Origin of the sequence: Afipia clevelandensis ATCC 49720 (assembly GCF_000336555.1) — a bacterium.
In the GTDB taxonomy this organism is placed as follows: domain Bacteria; phylum Pseudomonadota; class Alphaproteobacteria; order Rhizobiales; family Xanthobacteraceae; genus Afipia; species Afipia clevelandensis.
The window spans coordinates 1,421,427-1,440,727 of the sequence record NZ_KB375281.1; the positions used below are offsets into that span (position 1 = coordinate 1,421,427).

Below are 19,301 nucleotides of genomic sequence, written 5' to 3' on the forward strand. Positions count from 1 at the left end.
CCATGGTGCGCCTCTCTGTTGACGGATTCTCCCGAGATCACGCTTGAAGCGGTTTCCTCGATCGGCCAGATCGCGGCCGGCGACTGGAACGCCTGCGCCGATTCAGACGGCGCATACAATCCGTTCGTGACACATGCCTTCCTTGCTGCGCTGGAAAATTCTGACTCCGCCGTCGCGCGCACCGGCTGGGCTGCGCGGCATCTGATTGCGCGGATCGCCGGCGAGGTCGCCGGCGTGGTGCCGTGCTATCTGAAAAATCACTCTCAGGGCGAATACGTGTTCGACCACGGCTGGGCCGATGCCTATGCGCGCGCGGGCGGCAGTTATTACCCGAAGCTCCAGGCAAGCGTGCCGTTCACGCCCGCCACCGGCCCTCGCCTGCTGGTGCGCCCGGGCGACGATGCAGAGCGTGTGCGCGACATGCTCGCCGCCGGACTGATCGCGCTGTGCGGCGCGACCCAGGCGTCCTCCGTTCACGTCACGTTTGCGCATAAGGACGAATGGGACTTCCTTGCCAAACAGGGATTCCTGCAGCGCACCGACCAGCAGTTTCACTGGCACAATGAAGGCTACGGCACCTTCGAGGATTTCCTCGCCACCCTCGCCTCGCGCCACCGCAAGGCGATCCGCCGCGAGCGCCGCGATGCGCTTGCCAACGGCATTACCATTCACCCCCTGACCGGCGACGACATCACGCCCGATGTCTGGGATGCGTTCTTCGAATTCTACATGGAGACCGGTTCGCGCAAATGGGGCCGCCCCTATCTCACCCGTTCGTTTTACGACGAGATCGGCGCGACCATGGCGAAGGACGTTCTGCTGGTGATGGCCAAGCGCGACGGAAAATGGATCGCGGGCGCGATCAACTTCATCGGCTCCGACACACTGTTCGGCCGCCACTGGGGCGCCATCGAGCATCATCCGTTCCTGCATTTCGAGGTCTGCTATTATCAGGCCATCGACTTTGCGATCCGGCGTGGACTGAAAAACGTCGAGGCCGGCGCACAGGGCGAGCACAAGATTGCGCGGGGCTACCTGCCGCAAACCACCTACTCCGCGCATTATATCGCCGATCCGGGATTGCGCCGCGCGATCCGCGATTATCTGGCGCACGAGCGCAGCTATGTGCAGGAAGCCGTCCGCGAACTGACTGAGGCCGGGCCGTTTCGGAAGACGGGCGCGGATAGCTGATCCGGCCAGCCGTTGTGATTACCCTGTCGGCGGCCTAACCTGACCGGCACGACGATGCCGCCCAAGGACACGCCTTGACTTCCAACCGGATCCGCGAATTCCTGATCAGGCGCGCCCCGGAATTGCGCCAGACCTTTCGCGTGGCGATTGCGACCGGTGCCGCCTATGCCGCCTACAAGGCGCTCGGCCTGCCGCAGGGATACTGGGCGGTTTTCACGGTGATGATCGTGATGCAGGGCTCCATCGGCGGAACTCTCGGCGCCGCGACCGAGCGCATGATGGGCACGCTGGCTGGCGCGCTTGTCGGCGGTCTTGCGGCGGCCTTTCACTCGCGCACGTCTCTCGGCGTCGGCCTCGCCCTGGTTCTGGTCACCTGCGCCACGGTGTGGGCGGCAGCGATCCGCCCGCAATTGCGCGTGGCGCCGGTGACGGCAGCCATCATGCTGCTGACCGATCCGGCGGGCGCACCGGTCGAGCAATTCGTGCTCGACCGCATTATCGAAATCGGCCTTGGCGGCCTGATTGGCGTTTTGGCCATGGTGCTGATCTTTCCGGCACGGTCCCATACGGTCGTTGTTTCGCGGTCGATCGCGGTCCTCAACCGCATTCAGCGGCTATTGCTGTCCGAAGCCGATGCGCTCGACCGCGGAGAAGCGCTCGCTCCTTCGAGCGAGCATCCGGCGCTGCGTCAGGCCCTCGCCGCCGTCGAACAGGCATTGAAGGATGCCGACCGGGAGCGCGCCTCAAAGCTCGCCGATCACCGCATTCCCGCAGCGATCCCGCGCACGCTCTGGCGTGTGCGCAACGATCTGGTCGGTATCGGGACGGTGCTGCGGGAGCCGCTGCCGCACCAGATCGCATCCACGCTCGCGCCGGCGGCGGCGCGGTTGCTGCGCGCGCAGGCCGAACTGACCGCACGCTGCGCCACCGCGCTCGATACGGTCACTGTGGTCGCCCGCAACGACGTCGCTGCCGCGTATCTTGCCTTTACGGAAACCTTTACGGGATTGCGGCAATCGGGCGTGATGCGCGCGCTGGATTTCAACGCCGTGGGCCGCGCCTTCGGCCTCGCCTTTACGCTGGACGGGCTGCACCGCGACCTCACCGACCTTGCGGACCGGATCGACGAGATCGCCACCGGCGTTCCCGAGCGCGCGACGGAGCCGTGACATGGATGGCCTCCCGACAAGCACGCTTGACCGCGCCGCACCGGGCGGCGATGTTGCGCCATCCAATTTCCGGGACACACCATGAGCACGTACGACACCAACAACATTTTCGCGAAGATCCTGCGCGGCGAGATTCCCTGCCACAAGGTCTACGAGGACGAGCACACCTTCGCCTTCATGGACATCATGCCGCGCTGTCCCGGGCACACGCTGGTGATCCCGAAACAGCCAGCCCGCAACATTCTCGACATCTCACCCGAAAGCCTCGCGCATGTCGCGCTGACGGCGAAAAAGATCGCGGTCGCCGCCAAGAAAGCCTTCAACGCCGACGGGATCACGCTGCAGCAGTTCAGCGAACATGCCGGCGGCCAGGTGGTTTTTCATCTTCATGTTCATATCATGCCGCGGGTCGAAGGCGTCGCGCTGCTGCCTCCGGCAAGCCGCAAGGAAGACGTCAAGGTGCTGGAAGATCACGCCACCCGGCTGATCGCGGCGCTGAATAGCTGAACTGCAAGGCCGGTCAGCCCAGCCACCACTTGCCGGCGAGCACGACGATTTCTCCGGCAACCACGCCGGCGAACACCGACTTGCGGGTCGCAAGAAAAACGGCAACGCCCACCACCACCGCGCCATATCGGACCACGTCCGGAACCGTCGCCAGCGCGCCGGGCGGCGAAATCAGAATCTGGGCAATAACACCGGCGAGGATCGCGGCGGCCACCGCCCTCACCCAGATCAGGAACTCCGAACTCTCATCGACCCCGCCGCCGATGACGAGGCCGAGCACCCGCCATACTTCGTTCGACAGGAAGCCTGCGAACAGCAGCAGCGCGATGGCATGTGCATCGCCGAGAAGCCCGCTCATGCGCGCCTCCATAGGCGGTTGATCGCATAGGCGACCGTTCCGGCGGTCAAGCCGCTGATCATGATATCGACACCGGTGTGCAGCAGTTGCACCAGCGGATACAGCGCAAGCCCGAGCGCCAGCGCCAGCTTGTCGACCAGCTTGTGTGCATTGCGCGCCGTCGATAGCAAAAACGTCAGCGGCGTCAAAGCAAGAATCCCGGCCGCCAGCAGCGGCGGAAGGTTTGCCGCCAGGCCGTAACCCAGAACCGCGGCCACACAACTGAGGAACGTCAGCCCGCTGCCAAGGCCGTTCACAAAGGCGACCCGCCGTTCGCGCGGCACATGCGGCAGCAAACGGAAACTCTCGACCCAGACCGTGACGGCCACGAAATGCGACGGCAGAACAAGCTGGCGCATTTTCGTTTCAGCGGTTCGCATCATCGGTAACACCGAAACCACCATCGGCAGCAGGCGTATGCCGCTGATCGTCACCGCAAGCGCCGATTCCAGCAGCGTTGCACCTGCATGATGGGTTGAAATCAGGATGATTTGCGCAGGCCCTGCCCAGACCAGCACTGTGCTGGCCAATGCCCAGCCCAGCGTGAAACCCGTGTCATACGCGAACGCGCCAATGCCGATGAACGTGCCGAACAGCACCAGCGCGAGAATGGACGACAACGCCGATTTCACCCCGAACGCGAAGGCCGCGACAGAGCTTTGCCATTTCGGGGAATCGAGGGCAGGAAGCGCCAAGGGGTGCAAATACCGGTGAATCGAATGAAACGATCACGCCGGTGAAACGGCCTCTCCGTCAAGGGAACAAGGCCGCGCTGCGGGAAAGGCCGCACCGCTAAATTGCCGTGCATGCTGTTTCAGGCTGCTCAGGGCGCAAACCCGCCGCCATCGCATCGGGCCAGGGTCGCCTGAATGCGATATCCCGTGGCATTAAGCAGGCGAATTCAGATCGACGGCTCGCGCGCCGACGACGACAGCGATCCAAGTACACACAGCGTCGCGAAAGCGATCCCGATAAGTCCGAATGTCAGCATGATGGTCTCCCCTCCCATGCCGCGGAAAATGAGTTCCGCCGCACACCATCAGATGATTGGAAAACGGTTTCGCAAAACTTAAGCGAAAATCATCGGCATCGCGTTAGCATTTCATTGAGCATATCATCGTCCGCACCAATCAAAGTTATGACTGAAAACAAAGGATTTCTTTGATCTACGCTCCGGCCGCGCCGTTAACCGTCATACGAGATTCCCAACTGCGGCACGCTATGATACCGCGCCTCTCCGATTAACCATGCTGCCCTGCATTCTTCAGCACGAGACACGCCTGCCCGGCGCGCCGGATGCGTTCGCAGAGTTCGTTCGCAGCAGCTCGCGTGTCCGCGCCGATGCGCACCTGATAAAACGGCCGCGTGCCTCGGCTGCGAAACACCGAACTCAACAGACTGGGATCGCGATCGCCGATCACCACACTCAACCGCTTCAAGGAACGGGCATACATCGCCAGCGCCCTGTCGCGCGAAAATCCGGCGGCTAGCTGCACGCCCCAAGGCATCGCCGCCCCGAGCTTCACGCGCTGCTCAAGCCCGGTGACGAACGGATTTGGCGCGCGCTGCAATAGCGCCATCAGGTCGCGGCACCCTGCCGGCGGCGCGCGATCCTTGATCGCACCGCCCTTGCCAACGGCCGCCCAGTCATCGACCGAACTGCCGGTGATGGCATGGACGTAGTTACGCGTTTCGGACGGCATGTAACCCGTGCCGGCCAGCCACTCCTGCACACGCCGCGGCCCCGCATTATACGCCGCTGCGGCCAGCCCGAGATTGCCGAACTGTTCGCGTAACTCCTGTAGGAATTCAGCGGACTTCGGCAATGCCTGCACCGAATCGAACGGATCGAGCAATCTCCGCTCGTTCGCGGTGCCGGGCATGAACTGCGCGACACCCTGCGCACGCTGGCCGCTGCGGGTCATCGGTCCCACCGCATCCGGCTGAAAGCGGCTTTCCTGCCAGATCACGCGCGCGAAGAATTCCAGCGGCAGGCCGTGCGCTGACGCCGCGGATTCGATCATCAGGCACATCGCCTCGCGGGCGTTGGCATCTTTGGTGCCAGATGGAGGCTCCGCTGGAGGTTTTGCATCATCCGCACGCGCAGCCGTCGCACTCTCCGCCGGACTGACCGATGAAGGATCCGGCTTCGCCGCATGTGCCGGAGCCTCGTCACTCCATGCGATTGATGGAATCGCCCAGAGCGCAAAGCCGATCACAAGGCATGCCGCCAACTTCATCGCAGATACGTCTCTCGTGAGAACATCGACACGCGGATCAATCAACCCGCACGCACCCGCTCAGAAAAACTCACGCTGATCGGTGGTTGCGAGATGGAGATGATCCATCGCGCGAGCAGAATGCGTGGGACCGATCGCAAAGGATCCGTGGCCATTTACGTTAACAGAACCTTTGGGTTCGCAGCCATCGCCTCCCTTGGGCCTCTCCCGTAAGTTGAACGCGATTGATTTGCCAGGATGGAAAACGTGGCCACGCTCGACAAACAGGATAGCGCGCCTGACAGCGCAGCGTGTGACGAAATTCCGGCAGACCCACATCATCTCGGCCCCGCGACTGAGAATGAGTGCGCAGACGAAAATACCGATAGTCAGTGCGAGTGCATCGCCGGCACAGACCAAAGTTCCGATCTCCTGCTCCCCGCTGCTCAACGTGGCGACCGCAAAATCAGGCGGGTTGTTCGCGGGCTGCTGAAGCCCCTGCTCGCCGTGGCAACAGCCCAGTACGCGATTGTCACCGTGCTCGCCGGGTTGACCGCCTATGCTGTCGCGTCCGGCGCATCGAAGCTCGTCAACGAAAGCCTTGAATCCGTCATTACGGCCTTGAAGCGGCTCTGACCCGGTCGCGCTCCGGTAAACAAAAGCCCGACAATCTCGCGATTGCCGGGCTTTGCTGTTTCACTGACAGCCTGCTCAGACCTTCATGAGCGGCTTCGCCGGACCCTTCGGACCATCGCCGCCGCCTTTCGGCTTGCGCGGCGCGGAGCGCTTGCGCGAACCTGGCAGCTTCTCGGGCTTCGGCGTGACCGGGCCTTCGACAAACTCGAAGCCGATCTTGTCGGTACCCTGCTCGTCCTTCACTAGCACGACACGAACATGTCCGCCGCCCTTGAGCTTGCCGAACAGCACTTCGTCCGCCAGCGGCTTCTTGACGTGCTCCTGGATGATGCGAGCCATCGGGCGCGCGCCCATCTGTTCGTCATAGCCGTGCTCGATCAGCCAGGCCTTGGCAGGCTCGGACAGTTCGATGGTCACGTCGCGGTCGGCGAGCTGGGCTTCGAGCTGAAGCACGAACTTCTCGACCACCATGCCGATCACGTCGGTGTTCAGATGACCGAACGACACGATGGCATCGAGACGGTTGCGGAACTCCGGCGCGAACTGCCGGTTGATCGCTTCCTGATCGTCGCCTTCCCGCTTGTTGCGGGTGAAGCCGAAGGCCTGCCGCGCAAGATCGGCCGCGCCCGCATTGGTCGTCATGATGAGGATGACGTTGCGGAAGTTGACCTGCTTGCCGTTGTGGTCGGTCAGCTTGCCGTGATCCATGATCTGCAACAGCACGTTGTAGAGATCCGGATGCGCCTTCTCGATTTCGTCAAGCAGCACCACGCAATGCGGATGCTGGTCAACGCCATCGGTCAGGAGGCCACCCTGATCGAAGCCGACATAGCCCGGAGGCGCGCCGATCAGACGCGAGACCGTATGGCGCTCCATATACTCCGACATATCGAAGCGGATCAGTTCGACGCCGAGCGACGCTGCGAGCTGCTTGGCGACTTCGGTCTTGCCGACGCCGGTCGGACCCGAGAAGAGGTACGAGCCGATCGGCTTCTCCGGTTCGCGCAGGCCCGCGCGGGCGAGCTTGATCGACGCAGCCAAAGCCTCGATGGCCTTGTCCTGTCCGAACACCGTGCGCTTGAGCGTCGTCTCGAGATGCTTGAGCACCTCGGCGTCGTCCTTGGAAACCGACTTCGGCGGAATCCGCGCCATCGTCGCGATGGTGGTCTCGATTTCCTTGATGCCGATGGTCTTCTTGCGCTTGTTCTCCGGTACCAGCATTTGCGCCGCGCCCGACTCGTCGATCACGTCGATCGCCTTGTCCGGCAGCTTGCGGTCATGGATGTAGCGCGCCGAAAGATTCACCGCCGCCTCGATGGCGTCGTTGGTGTATTTCAGCTTGTGATAATCCTCGAAATACGGCTTGAGGCCCTTGAGAATGCCGATCGCGTCTTCAACCGTCGGCTCGTTGACATCGATCTTCTGGAACCGGCGCACCAGCGCGCGGTCCTTCTCGAAGTGCTGCCGGTATTCCTTGTAGGTGGTCGACCCCATGCAGCGGATCGTGCCGGAGGCCAGCGCTGGCTTCAGCAGATTGGACGCATCCATCGCGCCGCCGGAGGTCGCCCCCGCGCCGATCACGGTGTGGATTTCGTCAATGAACAGAATCGCATTGGGATGCGCTTCCAGCTCCTTGATGACCTGCTTCAGCCGTTCCTCGAAATCGCCGCGATAGCGCGTGCCGGCCAGCAGCGTGCCCATGTCGAGCGAGAACACAGTGGCCGCGGCTAGTACCTCGGGCACTTCGCTGTCGACAATGCGCTTGGCGAGACCTTCGGCGATCGCGGTCTTGCCGACGCCGGCTTCGCCGACGAACAGCGGATTGTTCTTCTGGCGGCGGCACAGCACCTGGATGGCGCGGTTGATCTCGGCGTTGCGGCCGATCACCGGGTCGATCTTGCCGTCGCGCGCCTTCTTGTTGAGGTTGACGCAATAGGTTTCGAGCGCCTCCCCCTTCTTCTTCGCGTCGTCGTTGCCCTTCGCGTCGGCTTCCTCATCGACGCCGCGGACCGGCCGCGCCTCGGAGACGCCGGGACGCTTGGCAATGCCATGGCTGATGTAGTTCACCGCGTCGTAGCGCGTCATGTCCTGCTCCTGCAGGAAATAAGCCGCATGGCTCTCGCGCTCCGCGAAGATCGCGATCAGCACGTTGGCGCCGGTGACCTCCTCGCGGCCGGACGACTGGACATGGATCACCGCGCGCTGGACGACGCGCTGGAATCCGGCGGTCGGCTTGGCGTCGTCGGAGCCTTCGGCCACCAGATTTTCAAATTCGGTTTCGAGATAATTGACCAGGCTGCCGCGCAGTTTGTCGAGATCGACGCTGCAGGCCCGCATCACCGCGGCCGCGTCCGAGTCATCGATCAGCGAAAGCAGCAGATGTTCGAGTGTCGCATACTGATGGTGCCGCTCGTTGGCGATGGCCAGCGCGCGGTGCAGGGATTGTTCAAGGCTCTGAGAGAAAGTCGGCATTCGCGTCCCTTATGGCCCCCGCCACTTCAACTTTGATCGTTCGTCGTCCGGTCCGGCTTGATCAGTTCCTGCAACCTGTTCGTACTCTCCAAGTCTCTTCCGGTTCCCCAACCGGGCGAGACTCAAATGCTACTTCTTTTCCATCACGCATTGCAAAGGATGCTGGTGTTTTCGTGCGAAGTCCATCACCTGTGTCACTTTCGTTTCCGCGATCTCATACGTAAAAACGCCACACTCGCCGATGCCGTGATGATGAACATGCAACATGATCGTGGTGGCGGCTTCAACATCCTTGTTGAAGAATTTCTCCAGAACATGGACCACGAATTCCATCGGCGTGTAGTCATCGTTCAGGATCAGCACCCGATAAAGGTTCGGCTTCTTGGTCTTCGGCTTGACCTTGGTGATGACGGATGTCCCCGGCCCACCCCGTCCCTCGTTGCCGTTGTCGTCCTTGCTCATGCGCGGATGGACGCTGGCGAGACGTGCGCCGAATGGCTCTGGCGCGGTGACTGGTTCCGGATATGACGGCGCGTGCAGCATGGCTCGAGAGTTCAGAATTTCCGCAAAAACGGCCTTCCGGCGACGAAGTACCCCCGCCGGACAGCATGAATGACATTAACAATATGGGTCGGCTCCCGCTCCCCCGCAAGCACACTGTTACCGGCTGAAAATGGGCGTGGAAAACTGCGCCGCGCTCGTGCAGCCGCTGCCTTTGGTTAATGCAAATCGTGGAAATTCTCGCCGAATGCGATGCCCGCTGTTGAGGCGGTATTGACAATAGGAACCGATTGAGGGGCTAAAACCGGCAATTTATGGGGCTTTTTACGTAAGTCGGCGCCGCCTTTTACCGCCCTTTCATTGCGCCCTTCTACGACATGGCAGGACCCATTTCTGGTGACCGCCATGACCATTGCATCGTTTTTCAAGCGCCTTGCGATCTCGCACTCCGCCGATGCGGCAGGAGAATCGTTAAAATCCGAACGAAACGGGATACCCGGCCTTTACGCTGAAACCGGCCCGGTGGCCTCGCCGGGGCCGTTTGCCTCAGGTGTACCCGTTATTCATCGCAGCACTTTACTACCTCTTCACGCCTGCAGCCTATCTCGCGTTCCAGAACCTCCATTGTCTGGTGACGTCATGACCGATGCATCAATGTTCAGCCGGCTTCGCGGATCGCTCGCACGCTTCCGCCACGCGCAGGGCGGCAATGTCGCCGTGCTGTTCGGTATCGCGATCGTGCCGATTCTCGGGTTTGTGGGCGCGGCGGTCGACTACACCCGCGTCAACAACGCCCGCACAGCCATGCAGACGGCCCTCGATACTGCGGCCCTGATGATTTCCAGGGACGCCGCCGGGCTGACCGCGGCACAGATTACCCAGAAGGCAAACGATTACTTCAACGCCCTCTACAAGCATCCCGAAGCGCAAAATGTTGTCGTCACGGCCACATACACCAACAGCGCTGCCGCCGGCTCCAAGATCGTGCTGAACGGATCGGGCACCATGAATACCGACTTCATGAAAGTGGTCGGCTATCCGAACCTCGATTTCGGCGCCAGTTCGACCACCGTCTGGGGCACCACCAAGCTGCGCGTCGCGCTGGCGCTGGACAATACCGGATCGATGGCGAGTTCGGGCAAGATGGCTGCGCTGAAAACGGCAGCGAAGAGCCTGATCGACCAGATGCAGACCGCTGCGAAGACCAACGGCGACGTCTACATCTCCATCATTCCGTTCGCCAAGGACGTCAACGTGAGCAGCATCGCGACCACGAGCACGAAGTGGCTCCGCTTTGATCTTGGTCAGTGTACCAAATCATCTGGTTGGTATGGTTCGACCACGCTGGGTTTCATGACGCAGACCGACTGCAACAACCAGGGGGGCGATAACTGGACCCAGGTGACAAAGAGCGGCTGGACCGGCTGCGTCTCGGACCGCTACGACACGCCTACCGCCTATGACACGTTGAGCACGGAGCCGTTCAGCAACACGCAGACTGCGGGCAACACTGCGAAACGCAACACCCAGTTCCCGGCGGAAAACTATTCCGACTGTCCGACGTCGATCCTGCCTTTGACGTATGACTGGACGGCCCTGAAGAACAAGGTCGACGCGATGCAGCCGCAGGGCAACACCAACCAGGCCATTGGCATGGCATGGGCGTGGCTGTCCCTGCTGCAGCAAGATCCGTTCAATGCGCCGGCCGAGGATACCAACTACAAGTATACGAAGGCCATCATCCTGCTGTCGGACGGCGACAACACGCAGAACCGCAACAGCTCCAGCGTGTCGGCGATCGACGCCCGGCAGCGCCTGCTCTGCGACAATGCGAAGGCCGCCGGCATCACGATCTATACGATCCAGGTGAACACGAACAACGACAACACATCGAGCGTGATGTCGTACTGCGCAAGCAGCACCAGCAACTACTTCGCAACCACGAGCGCCAGCGGCATCAACACCGCGTTCAGTTCGATCGGCTCGGCGCTGTCGAAACTGCGCATCGCCAAATAACAGGCGGCATGCACCACACAATAAAAAAGCCCGGCTTGCGCCGGGCTTTTTCGTTGCCGAGAACCGCGAGTTAGTGAGCGGTCGGCGAAACCTTGGCGACCAGACCCTCGAACGGCTTGAAAGCCTGCTTGGCGAGATCGGTGTAAAGCTCGCCGATCTTCTGCGACTCGGAGACGAAGGTCTCGTAGGACGTCTTGGCGTATTCGGTCTGCAGTTCGATCGCCTTTTCGATCGACTTCACGCCGGACAGCTTCTCGACGAAGCTCTTGGTGTCCTCGAACGACTTCTTGGCGTATTCGCCGTATGCATTCGCGATCGACTGCCAGCCGCTCGAGAAACTGTTGGCGGATGCAACCGCTGCGTCGAACTGCTCTTTGCCGAACTGCTGAAACTCTTCAACCTTGACCATTACGGAGTGTCCTTTTCCCAGACTGTTGACCTGCACGCGCCGGGAGGTACCCGGCTCCCTAACCACGACCTTAGTATTACTGCAGCGCACAAATAAGTCAAGAATCTTGTGCGTCGCACAATCTTCTTAAATCCGAGACAAATCCTGCAAACGCCGGAAACATTTGCTTAACCCTTTTGAAACCGTCGCCACCTAATTTGATTCCCTGTGGCTTTTTGCGCTTTTGCAGAAACGGGAAAAGCCTTGCGGTTCCAGTAGCTTACCTGAATGCCTCCAATGGCGGGTAATGGCCCCTCGGATCCGCTACTTCGCATGGACGACGCGGCCCGAAGATTGGCCGCGGCCGGACCAAATTTGGCCTCAGAACGAGGCGAATAGACTGGGAATCGGACGGGGAAATTCATGCTTGGGGTCAAATCGTCAGCGTCGCTGCGCGCGCTTGGTCTTTGTCTTCTCGGCGTCGCCACTGTCTCCGTGGCCGTCACCTTCACCCTCGACACAGCGGATGCGCGCCGGCGTCACCGCCATCGCAGCCACGCTGTCTCCAGCTACAACCCTGCCTTCTCCTCCATCATCGTCGACGCGAACTCCGGCAGCACGCTTCAGGCCACCAGCGCCGACAGCCTGCGCCATCCCGCCTCGCTCACCAAGATCATGACGCTGTACCTGCTGTTTGAGCAGCTCGAGAGCGGCAAACTCAAGCTCGATACGCCGATGGACGTATCGGTTCACGCTTCGCAGCAGGCGCCAACCAAGCTCGGCCTGCGGCCCGGCCAGACCATCCGTGTCGAGGATGCGATCAAGGGCCTCGTCACCCGCTCGGCCAACGACGCCGCAGTCGTGATCGCGGAAACGCTGGCCGGCGACGAAGACGATTTCGCCAAGGTGATGACGCGCAAGGCGCGCGCGCTCGGCATGAGCAAGACCGTTTACAAGAACGCCTCGGGCCTGCCGGATGACTCCCAGGTCACCACCGCGCGCGATCAGGCAACCCTCGGACGCGCCATTCAGGACCGCTTCCCGCGATACTACCGCTACTTCGCCACCGAGGCCTTCAACTACAAGGGCCGTTCGATCCGCAACCACAACAAGCTGCTGGGCCGGGTCGAAGGCGTTGACGGCATCAAGACCGGTTATACCCGCGCGTCGGGCTTCAACCTTGTGACGTCGATGAAGCGCGGCAACCGCTATATCGTCGGCGTGGTGATGGGCGGCCGCAGCGGCGGCTCGCGCGATGCCATCATGCGCAACCTGCTCGCCGAGCATCTCGATGAAGCCGCGACCCGGCGCACGGTCGCAGCGATCACCGAACGCAACGTCAGCAGCAAGGTCGCCAGCGCGGACGACGGCGACGAAACCGAGACCAACGCCCGCGCCGCAGCGCCGGTCGTTCAGGTCCAGGGCGCCATCAAGGTCGCCTCCACGGCGCCGGAGCCCGTTCCGCTTCCGATGCCGCGCGCGCCCGTCGCTTCCGCCAAAGCCGTGGAAGCCGTCGAGAAGCAGGACAAGCCGGCTCCCGCTCCGCTCACCAGTGGTGTGATTGCGGCGCAGACGATGGCAGCCATCCCCGGCTCCGCCGAACCCATGACCCCGGTGCGCGTCAAGACGGTTCAGGTTCGCATGGGCCAGACCAGGGTTGCGTCGGCTGCGCCTGGCCACGCGCCGGTTGCCACCAGCGCCATTCCTCCGATCCGCACCGAGGTCGCGGAAACCTCGAAGGCGGTTGTCGCCAGGGCCGAGATCAAGGCTGAAGCCAAACCCGAGGTGAAGGCCGCCGATCGCCGCGCCGAACCATGGCCTGTCGCCAGCGCCCAGCCTGCCGGTGATTTTCCCGCTCCTCTGCCCGCCCAGCCCAAGACCAGCAACGGCATCGGACAGGGCATTATCGGCGCGGTGCCGGCTCCCGCCCCGTCGGTACAGACAGCGGCTTATTCAGACCCGTCTCGCGGCGCGCCCCCCACGACCCTCGGCGCACAGGCCGCAGCGCTTCACACATCGGCCATTCCTCAACAGCCCGTGCAGCAGGCTGCGCCGGCGCCCGCTCCGCAGCCGGTACAGGCGATCCAGCATAACGGCGCGATCAAGGCCACCGCCCGCTCCGGCTGGATCATTCAGGTCGGCGCACTCGAAACCGAAAGCGAAGCCCGCCAGCGGCTCAACGTCGCACGCGGCAACGCCAGCAAGTTGCTCGGTGACGCCGAGCAGTTCACGGAGACGGTCTCGAAGGGCAACAAGACGCTCTATCGCGCACGCTTCGCCGGCCTCAATCAGGACTCCGCCGAGGCAGCATGCCGCACGCTGAAGCGCTCCGACATTTCCTGCATCGCCATCAGGAACTGATCGCGAGTCCCTACTCACAAACTCCCGAAAAAGCCCGCGGCTCAACCCGCGGGCTTTTTCATTGCCAGAGGCACGAACGAGAAACGCGGCAACCGCTGCACCAGGCACCCGCGTGCGCTCGACAACTTTTTATCGAGCCGGAAGCGGATTCAACGAATTTTCAAGACTTGGTCTCTAAAACATTAACTGCGGGATTGATCACGCCGGACAACGGCGGGCGACTGCAGGGGCATCAAACGGAAGGACGAAGGCCGCGCTCGGCTTGTGGCGTAATGTTGCGTGCTGGAGTCAGCGATGGTTGCGAAGAAGAGTGTCCTTGGCCTCGTTCACACGGGCAGCGAGGTACGTCGAGCCCCCCTGATCGGGATGGAGTTTCTTCATCAGCCCACGGTGCGCACGGCTGATGTCATCTCGCCCCGCGCCCGGCTGCAGGCCAAGGATCTGATAAGCCTCCTCCGCCGTCATTTTGCCGCCCGCCGCCGCACGGCGATCCTCGCCGCCACGCCCGCCTGCCCCCTCGCCCTGCGCGTGCTCTCGCCAGGCGGGAAACCGGCGGTCCAGATAACTTTCCAGCAGAGCCCAGCTCTCGGCATCGAACCCCCGCGCGAGGACAATCAGCTCATCAAGCGTGAAATCGTCCAGTACGCGCCCCGCTTCGGGGCCGGCGGTCAGCACGCCGTCAAGCGCCCCGGTGTCATGGTCGAGCGTCATCTCTATAAACTGGGATCGTACCTTGGACTTCTGCCCGTGTGATTTCCACGCGCCGGGACCGTAGTTCCCCCACGCAGAGCCGAGCTGGGCGCCGAACGGCGACCAGCCGAGCAGGCCCGCACCGAAAATCCCGAGCGGAATCGCCACCGCAATCTCGCCCCGCGCACCGACGAACAACGCCGCCGCAAGCGTGACGATGCCGCCACCCATGCGGAGGATTTTCGCCAGCCATTTCGGATCGGCGCCCTTGATGACATTGAGGGCGACGTAAAGCAGTGCGACGGCGACAATGCCTGCGATCAGGGTGGGCATGGATCAGTTCATTCTTCGCGTTCGAGTCCGGCTTCGCATCGGGCAAACCGACACCAACTTCATGTATGTCTCTAGCGCGCTTTCAGGAACGCGGATATCCGCGAATTATTGCCGCTACTTCATCTGCCCGAGCAATGCCGCCGCGCCCGCGGCGCTGCTCGCCAGCCGCATCAGGGCCTCGCGCCCGCCCGCCGCATAGGCCGCCGCCGCGCGAAGAAGCTCGCGCAACTGCGCCGCCGAACCCATGTCGAAGCGGCACCACGCACCGCCCGTCAATCGCGCGATCTCGCGGAAGGCCACCTCCGCCGCCGGATCGTTGCCTTCCTGGAACATGAAGCATGGCACTTTCAAAAGGCCGAGTTCGCCTGCGGTGACACAGAGCGCGTCGACATTTTCTTCCATAGCATCGCCGACAAAGACGATGGCGCGCACACCGGATGCAACGGCTTCACGCCGCGCATCCGATAGCACGCGGCCGAGCTGCGTCTGCCCGCCCCGGCAGTCGATCTTCGCCATCAGTCTGGCGAGATGCGCGGTGTCGGTGATCCACTGGCTCGCACGGCACTCGTTGAGGCCGCGATAGTAGACCAGCCGCACAGCGAGCCCGCCGATGCTCCCCGCTTCACGGAACATGTCGGCCTGAAGCTGGCAGGCGAGATCCCATGTCGGCTGGCGGCTCATGGTGGCGTCGAGCGCGAAGATCAGCCGGCCCGTGCCCGCCTTCCCCGGCGTCATAGCCCGCGCCTTCGCGATAAAGGCCGCAATGTCTGCCGATGCAGACGGCTGTGCCTCCGGCACCGCTCGCGCGCGGTCCGATGCAGGGCTTTTGTCCGTTTCAGGGATCGTCGGATCGCGCGCCATGTGATCTCGCAGTTGTATGCGAGTCATATGTGGATCGCTGGCGGCTGACGGTCAATTCGCCAACCACCGGAAATTCCGCAGGAGGCGCTATTCGATCGGCACCGCCAGCCGGCCGATGAGCTGCGCGACCTCGTTCAGCCTGCGGTCGTCGTGTTCTGCAACCGCGCTGGCAAGGCGCGACAAACACTCGTCGTCGCTAACGGCGGGCGGCGGACGCCTGTCTGCGGTCTCAACCGAGGAAGAGCGAAAGAAACTGCTGATGCCCATGACTGTCACCTCGCTGATTGAACACGCACAAACAAGCAGAAGTCATGCCACCAGCGTATTGTGGCAACCGAGAGTCAGCCAAGATCTATGAAAGCAATCTCACGCGAATGTGCGAAGCGCCGGAGAACATCCGGCGCTGCCACTTTCAGAAAGGAATTTGCCTTAGTTGATCGGGGGTGCGATCTGCGCGACAGAGTCCGGCTTCGGCACCGCGATCTTCTTGGTTTCGACCGGCGCGAGCTTGCTCTCGCTTTCCAGGAACTTGTCGAGCACGCCCTGGATCGAGGTCTTCACGTTGTCAGGCCCGCGGTCGCTCATGTCGGTATGCTGGAAGCCCGTGTTGACCACGGTGATACCCGACTCCTCACAAATCTCATTATCCGGCACGACGCCCGGGTCTGCCTTAAATCGCGGGTCCTTGGAACGGAACGACAAGATTTTGAACTTGCCGTCGGTCAGGAACGGCACGCGCAGATTATCGAGCGTGACCACCTTCTTCACGTTGTCCGGATGCATCTTGGCGAAATACATCGAGATGTCACCGCCGTTGGAATGTCCCACCAGCGTCAGGTGATCGTAGTCGGCGTTCGGCTGGATTTTCTCCATCTGGTCGACGACGAATTCGATATTCGCCACGCCGCGCTGATAGACGGGCAGGCGTCCGACATACAGCTCGCCCACCTTGGTCACCAGAGGAGCGTCGCCTGCGAGGTCATGCTGGATGCTGGTGACGAGATAACCGCGCGCGGCGAGCACGTTCGCAAGGAACGAGTATTCGGTGAACTTCACGGTGTTGCCGTGGTTCACAATCGCGACCGGTAAGGTGAGCAGACCGGCGTTAGCCTGCATTTCCTTGTCACGGCGCACGGCGATCGCCACGTCGATCTCGCGGTTTCGCGCCGCGTCATAGAGCGTCAGCGTCTCGTGACGGATTGCCCACTTGCTCGCGGTGAAGTACGCGACGACCAGGATCGCAAACAGTCCAAGCAGGGTAAAAATTCCGCGCTTCATGACGTCCTCGAAATCACCTGAACCGGCATCGGCCGGTCGGCCCTTTCACAATAGTGTTTAGAATCCTTCGTCCTTGTCTAGTTAGATGATGACAGGAACGCGACAAAACCAGCTTAAATTCCCGTCATGTCTCTGACATAGACCAGCAAATTGTGCGATGCATCAAACGTGCCAGCGCGCCCGAAAAGCCGGTCGTCCTCTACGGATCACCTATAAATAAGCATCAATTGGCCGAAAAGTTCTTGCTTTGGATCAAGAATTTGCCGCCTCCGGCCCGGACGGAACCCAGTTTGCGCCATGGAACCGGCGCTCTCCGCCTGAGATTTAGGCGGTAAGCCCATGATTTTCGAGCGGGCGATCAACCTGGGCGAACCATTCGGCCCGGGTGGCGGCCCGGCGGCGGCCCCGTTCGTCGAGGGGGAGCTTGAGCTGGCGCAGCAGGCTTGTGACCTCTTCGCGGGCGGTCACATGGGCCATGTTCGGCCGGGTGCCGAGTGTAGCTTCGTCCAGATCGTCGAGCGCGGTCAGGCCGCGCGGAAAGAACTCGCGGTAGACCACGCGCTCGGCAAACCCGTCGATGGGACGGAAGCCGAGCCGGAAAGACAACTGATCGAGACCTTCGGCGATCAACTGCTTGTTGCGCGATCCGAGCATCGACAGCCGGTTACGCACGATGATCCAGTCCGTCGTCGCGCCGTCGAGGTCGCGGCGCTGCTTGCGCGCGACCTTCACCATCGTGGCGTAGTGGCTTTCGCCGATCACGGAATAGGTCGCCGGATCGACCGACCCGAGCACGTCGAAATCCAGAAAGCTGTCGTTGATCGGCGTCACCAGCGTGTCGGCCATCGAGTGCGCCAGGCGCATCAGGTAATTGTCCGTGCCCGGCGTATCAATCACGATGAAATCGCAGGTCCGCTCTACCGCGCTGATCGCCGCCGAGAACTGCTCGAATTCCGACATCTCGTTGTCGCCGATCAGCATGCTGGAGCCGAGCGCGACACAGCAATGATGCGGCAGTTCGAGCGAAAGGCCGTTGCGCTGCGCCCAGGCCCGGCGATTCTCGATATAGCGGGTGAAGCTCTTCTGGCGGGAGTCGAGGTCGATGGTGGCGACGCGCTGCCCCGCCTTCAACAGGGCCACGGCGACGTGGAGCGCGGTCGTGGATTTTCCCGACCCGCCCTTCTCGTTGCCCAGCACGACGACATGCGCCGACCCGGATTGACCCTGACTCGTCTGCAGAAGCATCGTGAACCCCTGTGGATATCTTCCGCCAAGTCCAGAAAGAATCAAGTGAAATTCAATTTTGACCCATCTTCATGATGAATCCGTTGTCGAAGCTGCCATGCCGGGTCTGGTCGTTGGCGGGCTTCACGACCTTTGTTAAGACTTGCACCCATCCGATCATCACCCGCCGCAGACACCGGTACGAATGACCCGCTCCCCCATCGTCGCCCGCTCACTTTCATCCCTTCACCGCGCCCGCGCCGAACTCTGCAAGCGCAATGCCACGCTCGCACTCGTGCCGACCATGGGTGCGCTCCATGACGGCCATGTGTCGCTGGTCCGGCTCGCGAAAAAGCGGGCAAAGCGAGTCGCGGTCTCGATCTTCGTGAACCCGACTCAGTTCGCGGCGCATGAAGATCTCGGCTCCTATCCGCGCACCTGGAAGGACGATATCGCGCGCCTCACCGACGAGGGCGTCGATCTCGTCTGGAATCCGGATGTGACAACGATGTATCCGGATGGCTTCGCCACACGCATTGCGCCGGAAGGGCCCGCCCTCGCCGGCCTCGAAGACAAATTCCGTCCCCATTTCTTCGGCGGCGTCGCAACCGTTGTCGCCAAGCTGTTCACGCAGGTGCGTCCGGACATGGCGTTCTTCGGCGAGAAGGATTTTCAGCAGCTCAAGGTGGTCACGCGCATGGCGCGCGATCTTGATCTCGGCGTAAAGGTGATCGGCGGTGCGATCATCCGCGAGCGCGACGGCCTCGCGATGTCATCGCGCAACGTCTATCTCTCGCCCGATCAGCGCCGCACCGCGCCGGTGCTGTTCCGCACGCTCAAGGAAACATCGAAACGCATGCGCGGGGGCGACGATTTCAGGGCTGCGCTGGCGGACGGAGCGAAGGTCATTCGCGAGGCGGGCTTTGCGCTCGACTATCTCGAGGCCCGGCACGCCGAAAACCTCGCGCCAATCGCATCGTTCAGTGAAGGCCCGGTGCGATTGCTGGTGGCCGCGAAAATCGGCACCACCCGGCTGATCGACAACATCAAGGCGTAAC

19 protein-coding genes are annotated in these 19,301 nt (G+C 62.1%); 7 read left to right on the forward strand and 12 right to left on the reverse strand.

The features are described from left to right. Window positions 1-18 precede the first annotated feature (18 nt). The 3 genes from HMPREF9696_RS06525 to HMPREF9696_RS06535 all read left to right on the forward strand — a co-directional run bounded on the left by HMPREF9696_RS06525 (window position 19) and on the right by HMPREF9696_RS06535 (window position 2,867). A complete protein-coding gene (locus tag HMPREF9696_RS06525; protein ID WP_002712177.1) occupies window positions 19-1,191 on the forward strand; it encodes a GNAT family N-acetyltransferase in 1,173 nt (390 codons plus the stop codon). A gap of 74 nt (window positions 1,192-1,265) precedes the next feature. Continuing rightward, on the forward strand, window positions 1,266-2,360 hold the full coding sequence (locus HMPREF9696_RS06530; protein WP_002712178.1) for an FUSC family protein: 1,095 nt from the start codon (window positions 1,266-1,268) through the stop codon (window positions 2,358-2,360). Between the two features lie 81 nt (window positions 2,361-2,441). After that, window positions 2,442-2,867, forward strand: coding sequence for an HIT family protein (locus HMPREF9696_RS06535; protein WP_002712179.1), 426 nt, complete (start codon window positions 2,442-2,444; stop codon window positions 2,865-2,867). Window positions 2,868-2,880: 13 nt separating this feature from the next. On the opposite strand, the gene HMPREF9696_RS06540 is transcribed toward HMPREF9696_RS06535, so the two are convergent. The 3 genes from HMPREF9696_RS06540 to HMPREF9696_RS06550 form a co-directional block, all read right to left on the reverse strand. Continuing rightward, entirely contained in the window at window positions 2,881-3,225 is a 345-nt protein-coding gene (locus HMPREF9696_RS06540) for an AzlD domain-containing protein (RefSeq protein ID WP_002712180.1), read from the reverse strand. Continuing rightward, on the reverse strand, window positions 3,222-3,959 hold the full coding sequence (locus HMPREF9696_RS06545) for an AzlC family ABC transporter permease (protein WP_002712181.1): 738 nt from the start codon (window positions 3,957-3,959) through the stop codon (window positions 3,222-3,224). Before HMPREF9696_RS06545 ends, HMPREF9696_RS06540 begins: the two co-directional genes overlap by 4 nt. A 546-nt stretch (window positions 3,960-4,505) precedes the next feature. Then, on the reverse strand, window positions 4,506-5,504 hold the full coding sequence (locus HMPREF9696_RS06550) for a transglycosylase SLT domain-containing protein (protein WP_002712183.1): 999 nt from the start codon (window positions 5,502-5,504) through the stop codon (window positions 4,506-4,508). Window positions 5,505-5,741: 237 nt separating this feature from the next. Here HMPREF9696_RS06550 and HMPREF9696_RS06555 point away from each other — a divergent pair, with 237 nt between their 5' ends. Then, window positions 5,742-6,119 (forward strand): hypothetical protein, encoded by a 378-nt coding sequence (locus HMPREF9696_RS06555; RefSeq protein WP_040301226.1) that lies wholly within the window; start codon window positions 5,742-5,744, stop codon window positions 6,117-6,119. Window positions 6,120-6,194: 75 nt separating this feature from the next. Here HMPREF9696_RS06555 and clpA read toward each other — a convergent pair whose 3' ends face one another. From clpA to HMPREF9696_RS21585, 3 genes are all read right to left on the reverse strand, one after another. Beyond that, a complete protein-coding gene (gene clpA, locus HMPREF9696_RS06560) occupies window positions 6,195-8,591 on the reverse strand; it encodes an ATP-dependent Clp protease ATP-binding subunit ClpA (protein ID WP_002712185.1) in 2,397 nt (798 codons plus the stop codon). Between the two features lie 129 nt (window positions 8,592-8,720). Beyond that, complete coding sequence (gene clpS / locus HMPREF9696_RS06565) at window positions 8,721-9,053, reverse strand: ATP-dependent Clp protease adapter ClpS (protein WP_085946836.1); 333 nt, start codon at window positions 9,051-9,053, stop codon at window positions 8,721-8,723. A gap of 257 nt (window positions 9,054-9,310) precedes the next feature. Next, complete coding sequence (locus HMPREF9696_RS21585; RefSeq protein WP_157133505.1) at window positions 9,311-9,520, reverse strand: hypothetical protein; 210 nt, start codon at window positions 9,518-9,520, stop codon at window positions 9,311-9,313. 211 nt (window positions 9,521-9,731) lie between these two features. On the opposite strand from HMPREF9696_RS21585, the gene HMPREF9696_RS06570 reads away from it, so the two are divergent. Further along, window positions 9,732-11,108, forward strand: coding sequence for a TadE/TadG family type IV pilus assembly protein (locus tag HMPREF9696_RS06570; RefSeq protein WP_002712187.1), 1,377 nt, complete (start codon window positions 9,732-9,734; stop codon window positions 11,106-11,108). A gap of 70 nt (window positions 11,109-11,178) precedes the next feature. Here the strand turns inward: HMPREF9696_RS06570 and HMPREF9696_RS06575 are convergent, their stop codons facing one another. Next, complete coding sequence (locus HMPREF9696_RS06575; RefSeq protein ID WP_002712188.1) at window positions 11,179-11,517, reverse strand: phasin family protein; 339 nt, start codon at window positions 11,515-11,517, stop codon at window positions 11,179-11,181. Between the two features lie 402 nt (window positions 11,518-11,919). Here HMPREF9696_RS06575 and HMPREF9696_RS06580 point away from each other — a divergent pair, with 402 nt between their 5' ends. After that, the gene (locus HMPREF9696_RS06580; RefSeq protein WP_002712189.1) at window positions 11,920-13,857 is read left to right on the forward strand and encodes a D-alanyl-D-alanine carboxypeptidase; all 1,938 of its coding nucleotides are present in this window, start codon (window positions 11,920-11,922) and stop codon (window positions 13,855-13,857) included. A 288-nt stretch (window positions 13,858-14,145) separates the two neighbouring features. Here HMPREF9696_RS06580 and HMPREF9696_RS06585 read toward each other — a convergent pair whose 3' ends face one another. The 5 genes from HMPREF9696_RS06585 to HMPREF9696_RS06605 form a co-directional block, all read right to left on the reverse strand. Continuing rightward, window positions 14,146-14,880, reverse strand: a complete 735-nt coding sequence (locus tag HMPREF9696_RS06585) for a DnaJ domain-containing protein (RefSeq protein ID WP_002712190.1) — start codon at window positions 14,878-14,880, stop codon at window positions 14,146-14,148. A gap of 114 nt (window positions 14,881-14,994) precedes the next feature. Continuing rightward, window positions 14,995-15,741 (reverse strand): hypothetical protein, encoded by a 747-nt coding sequence (locus HMPREF9696_RS06590; RefSeq protein ID WP_002712191.1) that lies wholly within the window; start codon window positions 15,739-15,741, stop codon window positions 14,995-14,997. 87 nt (window positions 15,742-15,828) lie between these two features. After that, a complete protein-coding gene (locus tag HMPREF9696_RS06595) occupies window positions 15,829-16,008 on the reverse strand; it encodes a hypothetical protein (RefSeq protein WP_002712192.1) in 180 nt (59 codons plus the stop codon). Between the two features lie 162 nt (window positions 16,009-16,170). Beyond that, complete coding sequence (locus tag HMPREF9696_RS06600; protein ID WP_002712193.1) at window positions 16,171-17,019, reverse strand: alpha/beta fold hydrolase; 849 nt, start codon at window positions 17,017-17,019, stop codon at window positions 16,171-16,173. A gap of 324 nt (window positions 17,020-17,343) precedes the next feature. Beyond that, the gene (locus tag HMPREF9696_RS06605; RefSeq protein ID WP_002712194.1) at window positions 17,344-18,264 is read right to left on the reverse strand and encodes a division plane positioning ATPase MipZ; all 921 of its coding nucleotides are present in this window, start codon (window positions 18,262-18,264) and stop codon (window positions 17,344-17,346) included. Window positions 18,265-18,448: 184 nt separating this feature from the next. Between HMPREF9696_RS06605 and panC the strand changes: the two genes are divergently transcribed. Continuing rightward, window positions 18,449-19,300 carry a pantoate--beta-alanine ligase gene (panC, locus tag HMPREF9696_RS06610; RefSeq protein WP_002712195.1) on the forward strand — a complete coding sequence of 284 codons (852 nt, stop codon included), beginning with the start codon at window positions 18,449-18,451 and terminating at the stop codon, window positions 19,298-19,300. The last annotated feature ends 1 nt before the right edge of the window (window position 19,301 follow it).

Bases quoted from the DNA above. Each gene is read 5' to 3' on its own strand.
- HMPREF9696_RS06535 (WP_002712179.1), top strand. From the start codon at position 2,442: ATGAGCACGTACGACACCAACAACATTTTCGCGAAGATCCTGCGCGGC.
- HMPREF9696_RS06540 (WP_002712180.1), bottom strand. From the start codon at position 3,225: ATGAGCGGGCTTCTCGGCGATGCACATGCCATCGCGCTGCTGCTGTTC.
- HMPREF9696_RS06550 (WP_002712183.1), bottom strand. From the start codon at position 5,504: ATGAAGTTGGCGGCATGCCTTGTGATCGGCTTTGCGCTCTGGGCGATT.
- HMPREF9696_RS06555 (WP_040301226.1), top strand. From the start codon at position 5,742: ATGGAAAACGTGGCCACGCTCGACAAACAGGATAGCGCGCCTGACAGC.
- clpA (WP_002712185.1), bottom strand. From the start codon at position 8,591: ATGCCGACTTTCTCTCAGAGCCTTGAACAATCCCTGCACCGCGCGCTG.
- clpS (WP_085946836.1), bottom strand. From the start codon at position 9,053: ATGAGCAAGGACGACAACGGCAACGAGGGACGGGGTGGGCCGGGGACA.
- HMPREF9696_RS06570 (WP_002712187.1), top strand. From the start codon at position 9,732: ATGACCGATGCATCAATGTTCAGCCGGCTTCGCGGATCGCTCGCACGC.
- HMPREF9696_RS06575 (WP_002712188.1), bottom strand. From the start codon at position 11,517: ATGGTCAAGGTTGAAGAGTTTCAGCAGTTCGGCAAAGAGCAGTTCGAC.
- HMPREF9696_RS06580 (WP_002712189.1), top strand. From the start codon at position 11,920: ATGCTTGGGGTCAAATCGTCAGCGTCGCTGCGCGCGCTTGGTCTTTGT.
- HMPREF9696_RS06585 (WP_002712190.1), bottom strand. From the start codon at position 14,880: ATGCCCACCCTGATCGCAGGCATTGTCGCCGTCGCACTGCTTTACGTC.
- HMPREF9696_RS06590 (WP_002712191.1), bottom strand. From the start codon at position 15,741: ATGGCGCGCGATCCGACGATCCCTGAAACGGACAAAAGCCCTGCATCG.
- HMPREF9696_RS06595 (WP_002712192.1), bottom strand. From the start codon at position 16,008: ATGGGCATCAGCAGTTTCTTTCGCTCTTCCTCGGTTGAGACCGCAGAC.
- HMPREF9696_RS06600 (WP_002712193.1), bottom strand. From the start codon at position 17,019: ATGAAGCGCGGAATTTTTACCCTGCTTGGACTGTTTGCGATCCTGGTC.
- HMPREF9696_RS06605 (WP_002712194.1), bottom strand. From the start codon at position 18,264: ATGCTTCTGCAGACGAGTCAGGGTCAATCCGGGTCGGCGCATGTCGTC.
- panC (WP_002712195.1), top strand. From the start codon at position 18,449: ATGACCCGCTCCCCCATCGTCGCCCGCTCACTTTCATCCCTTCACCGC.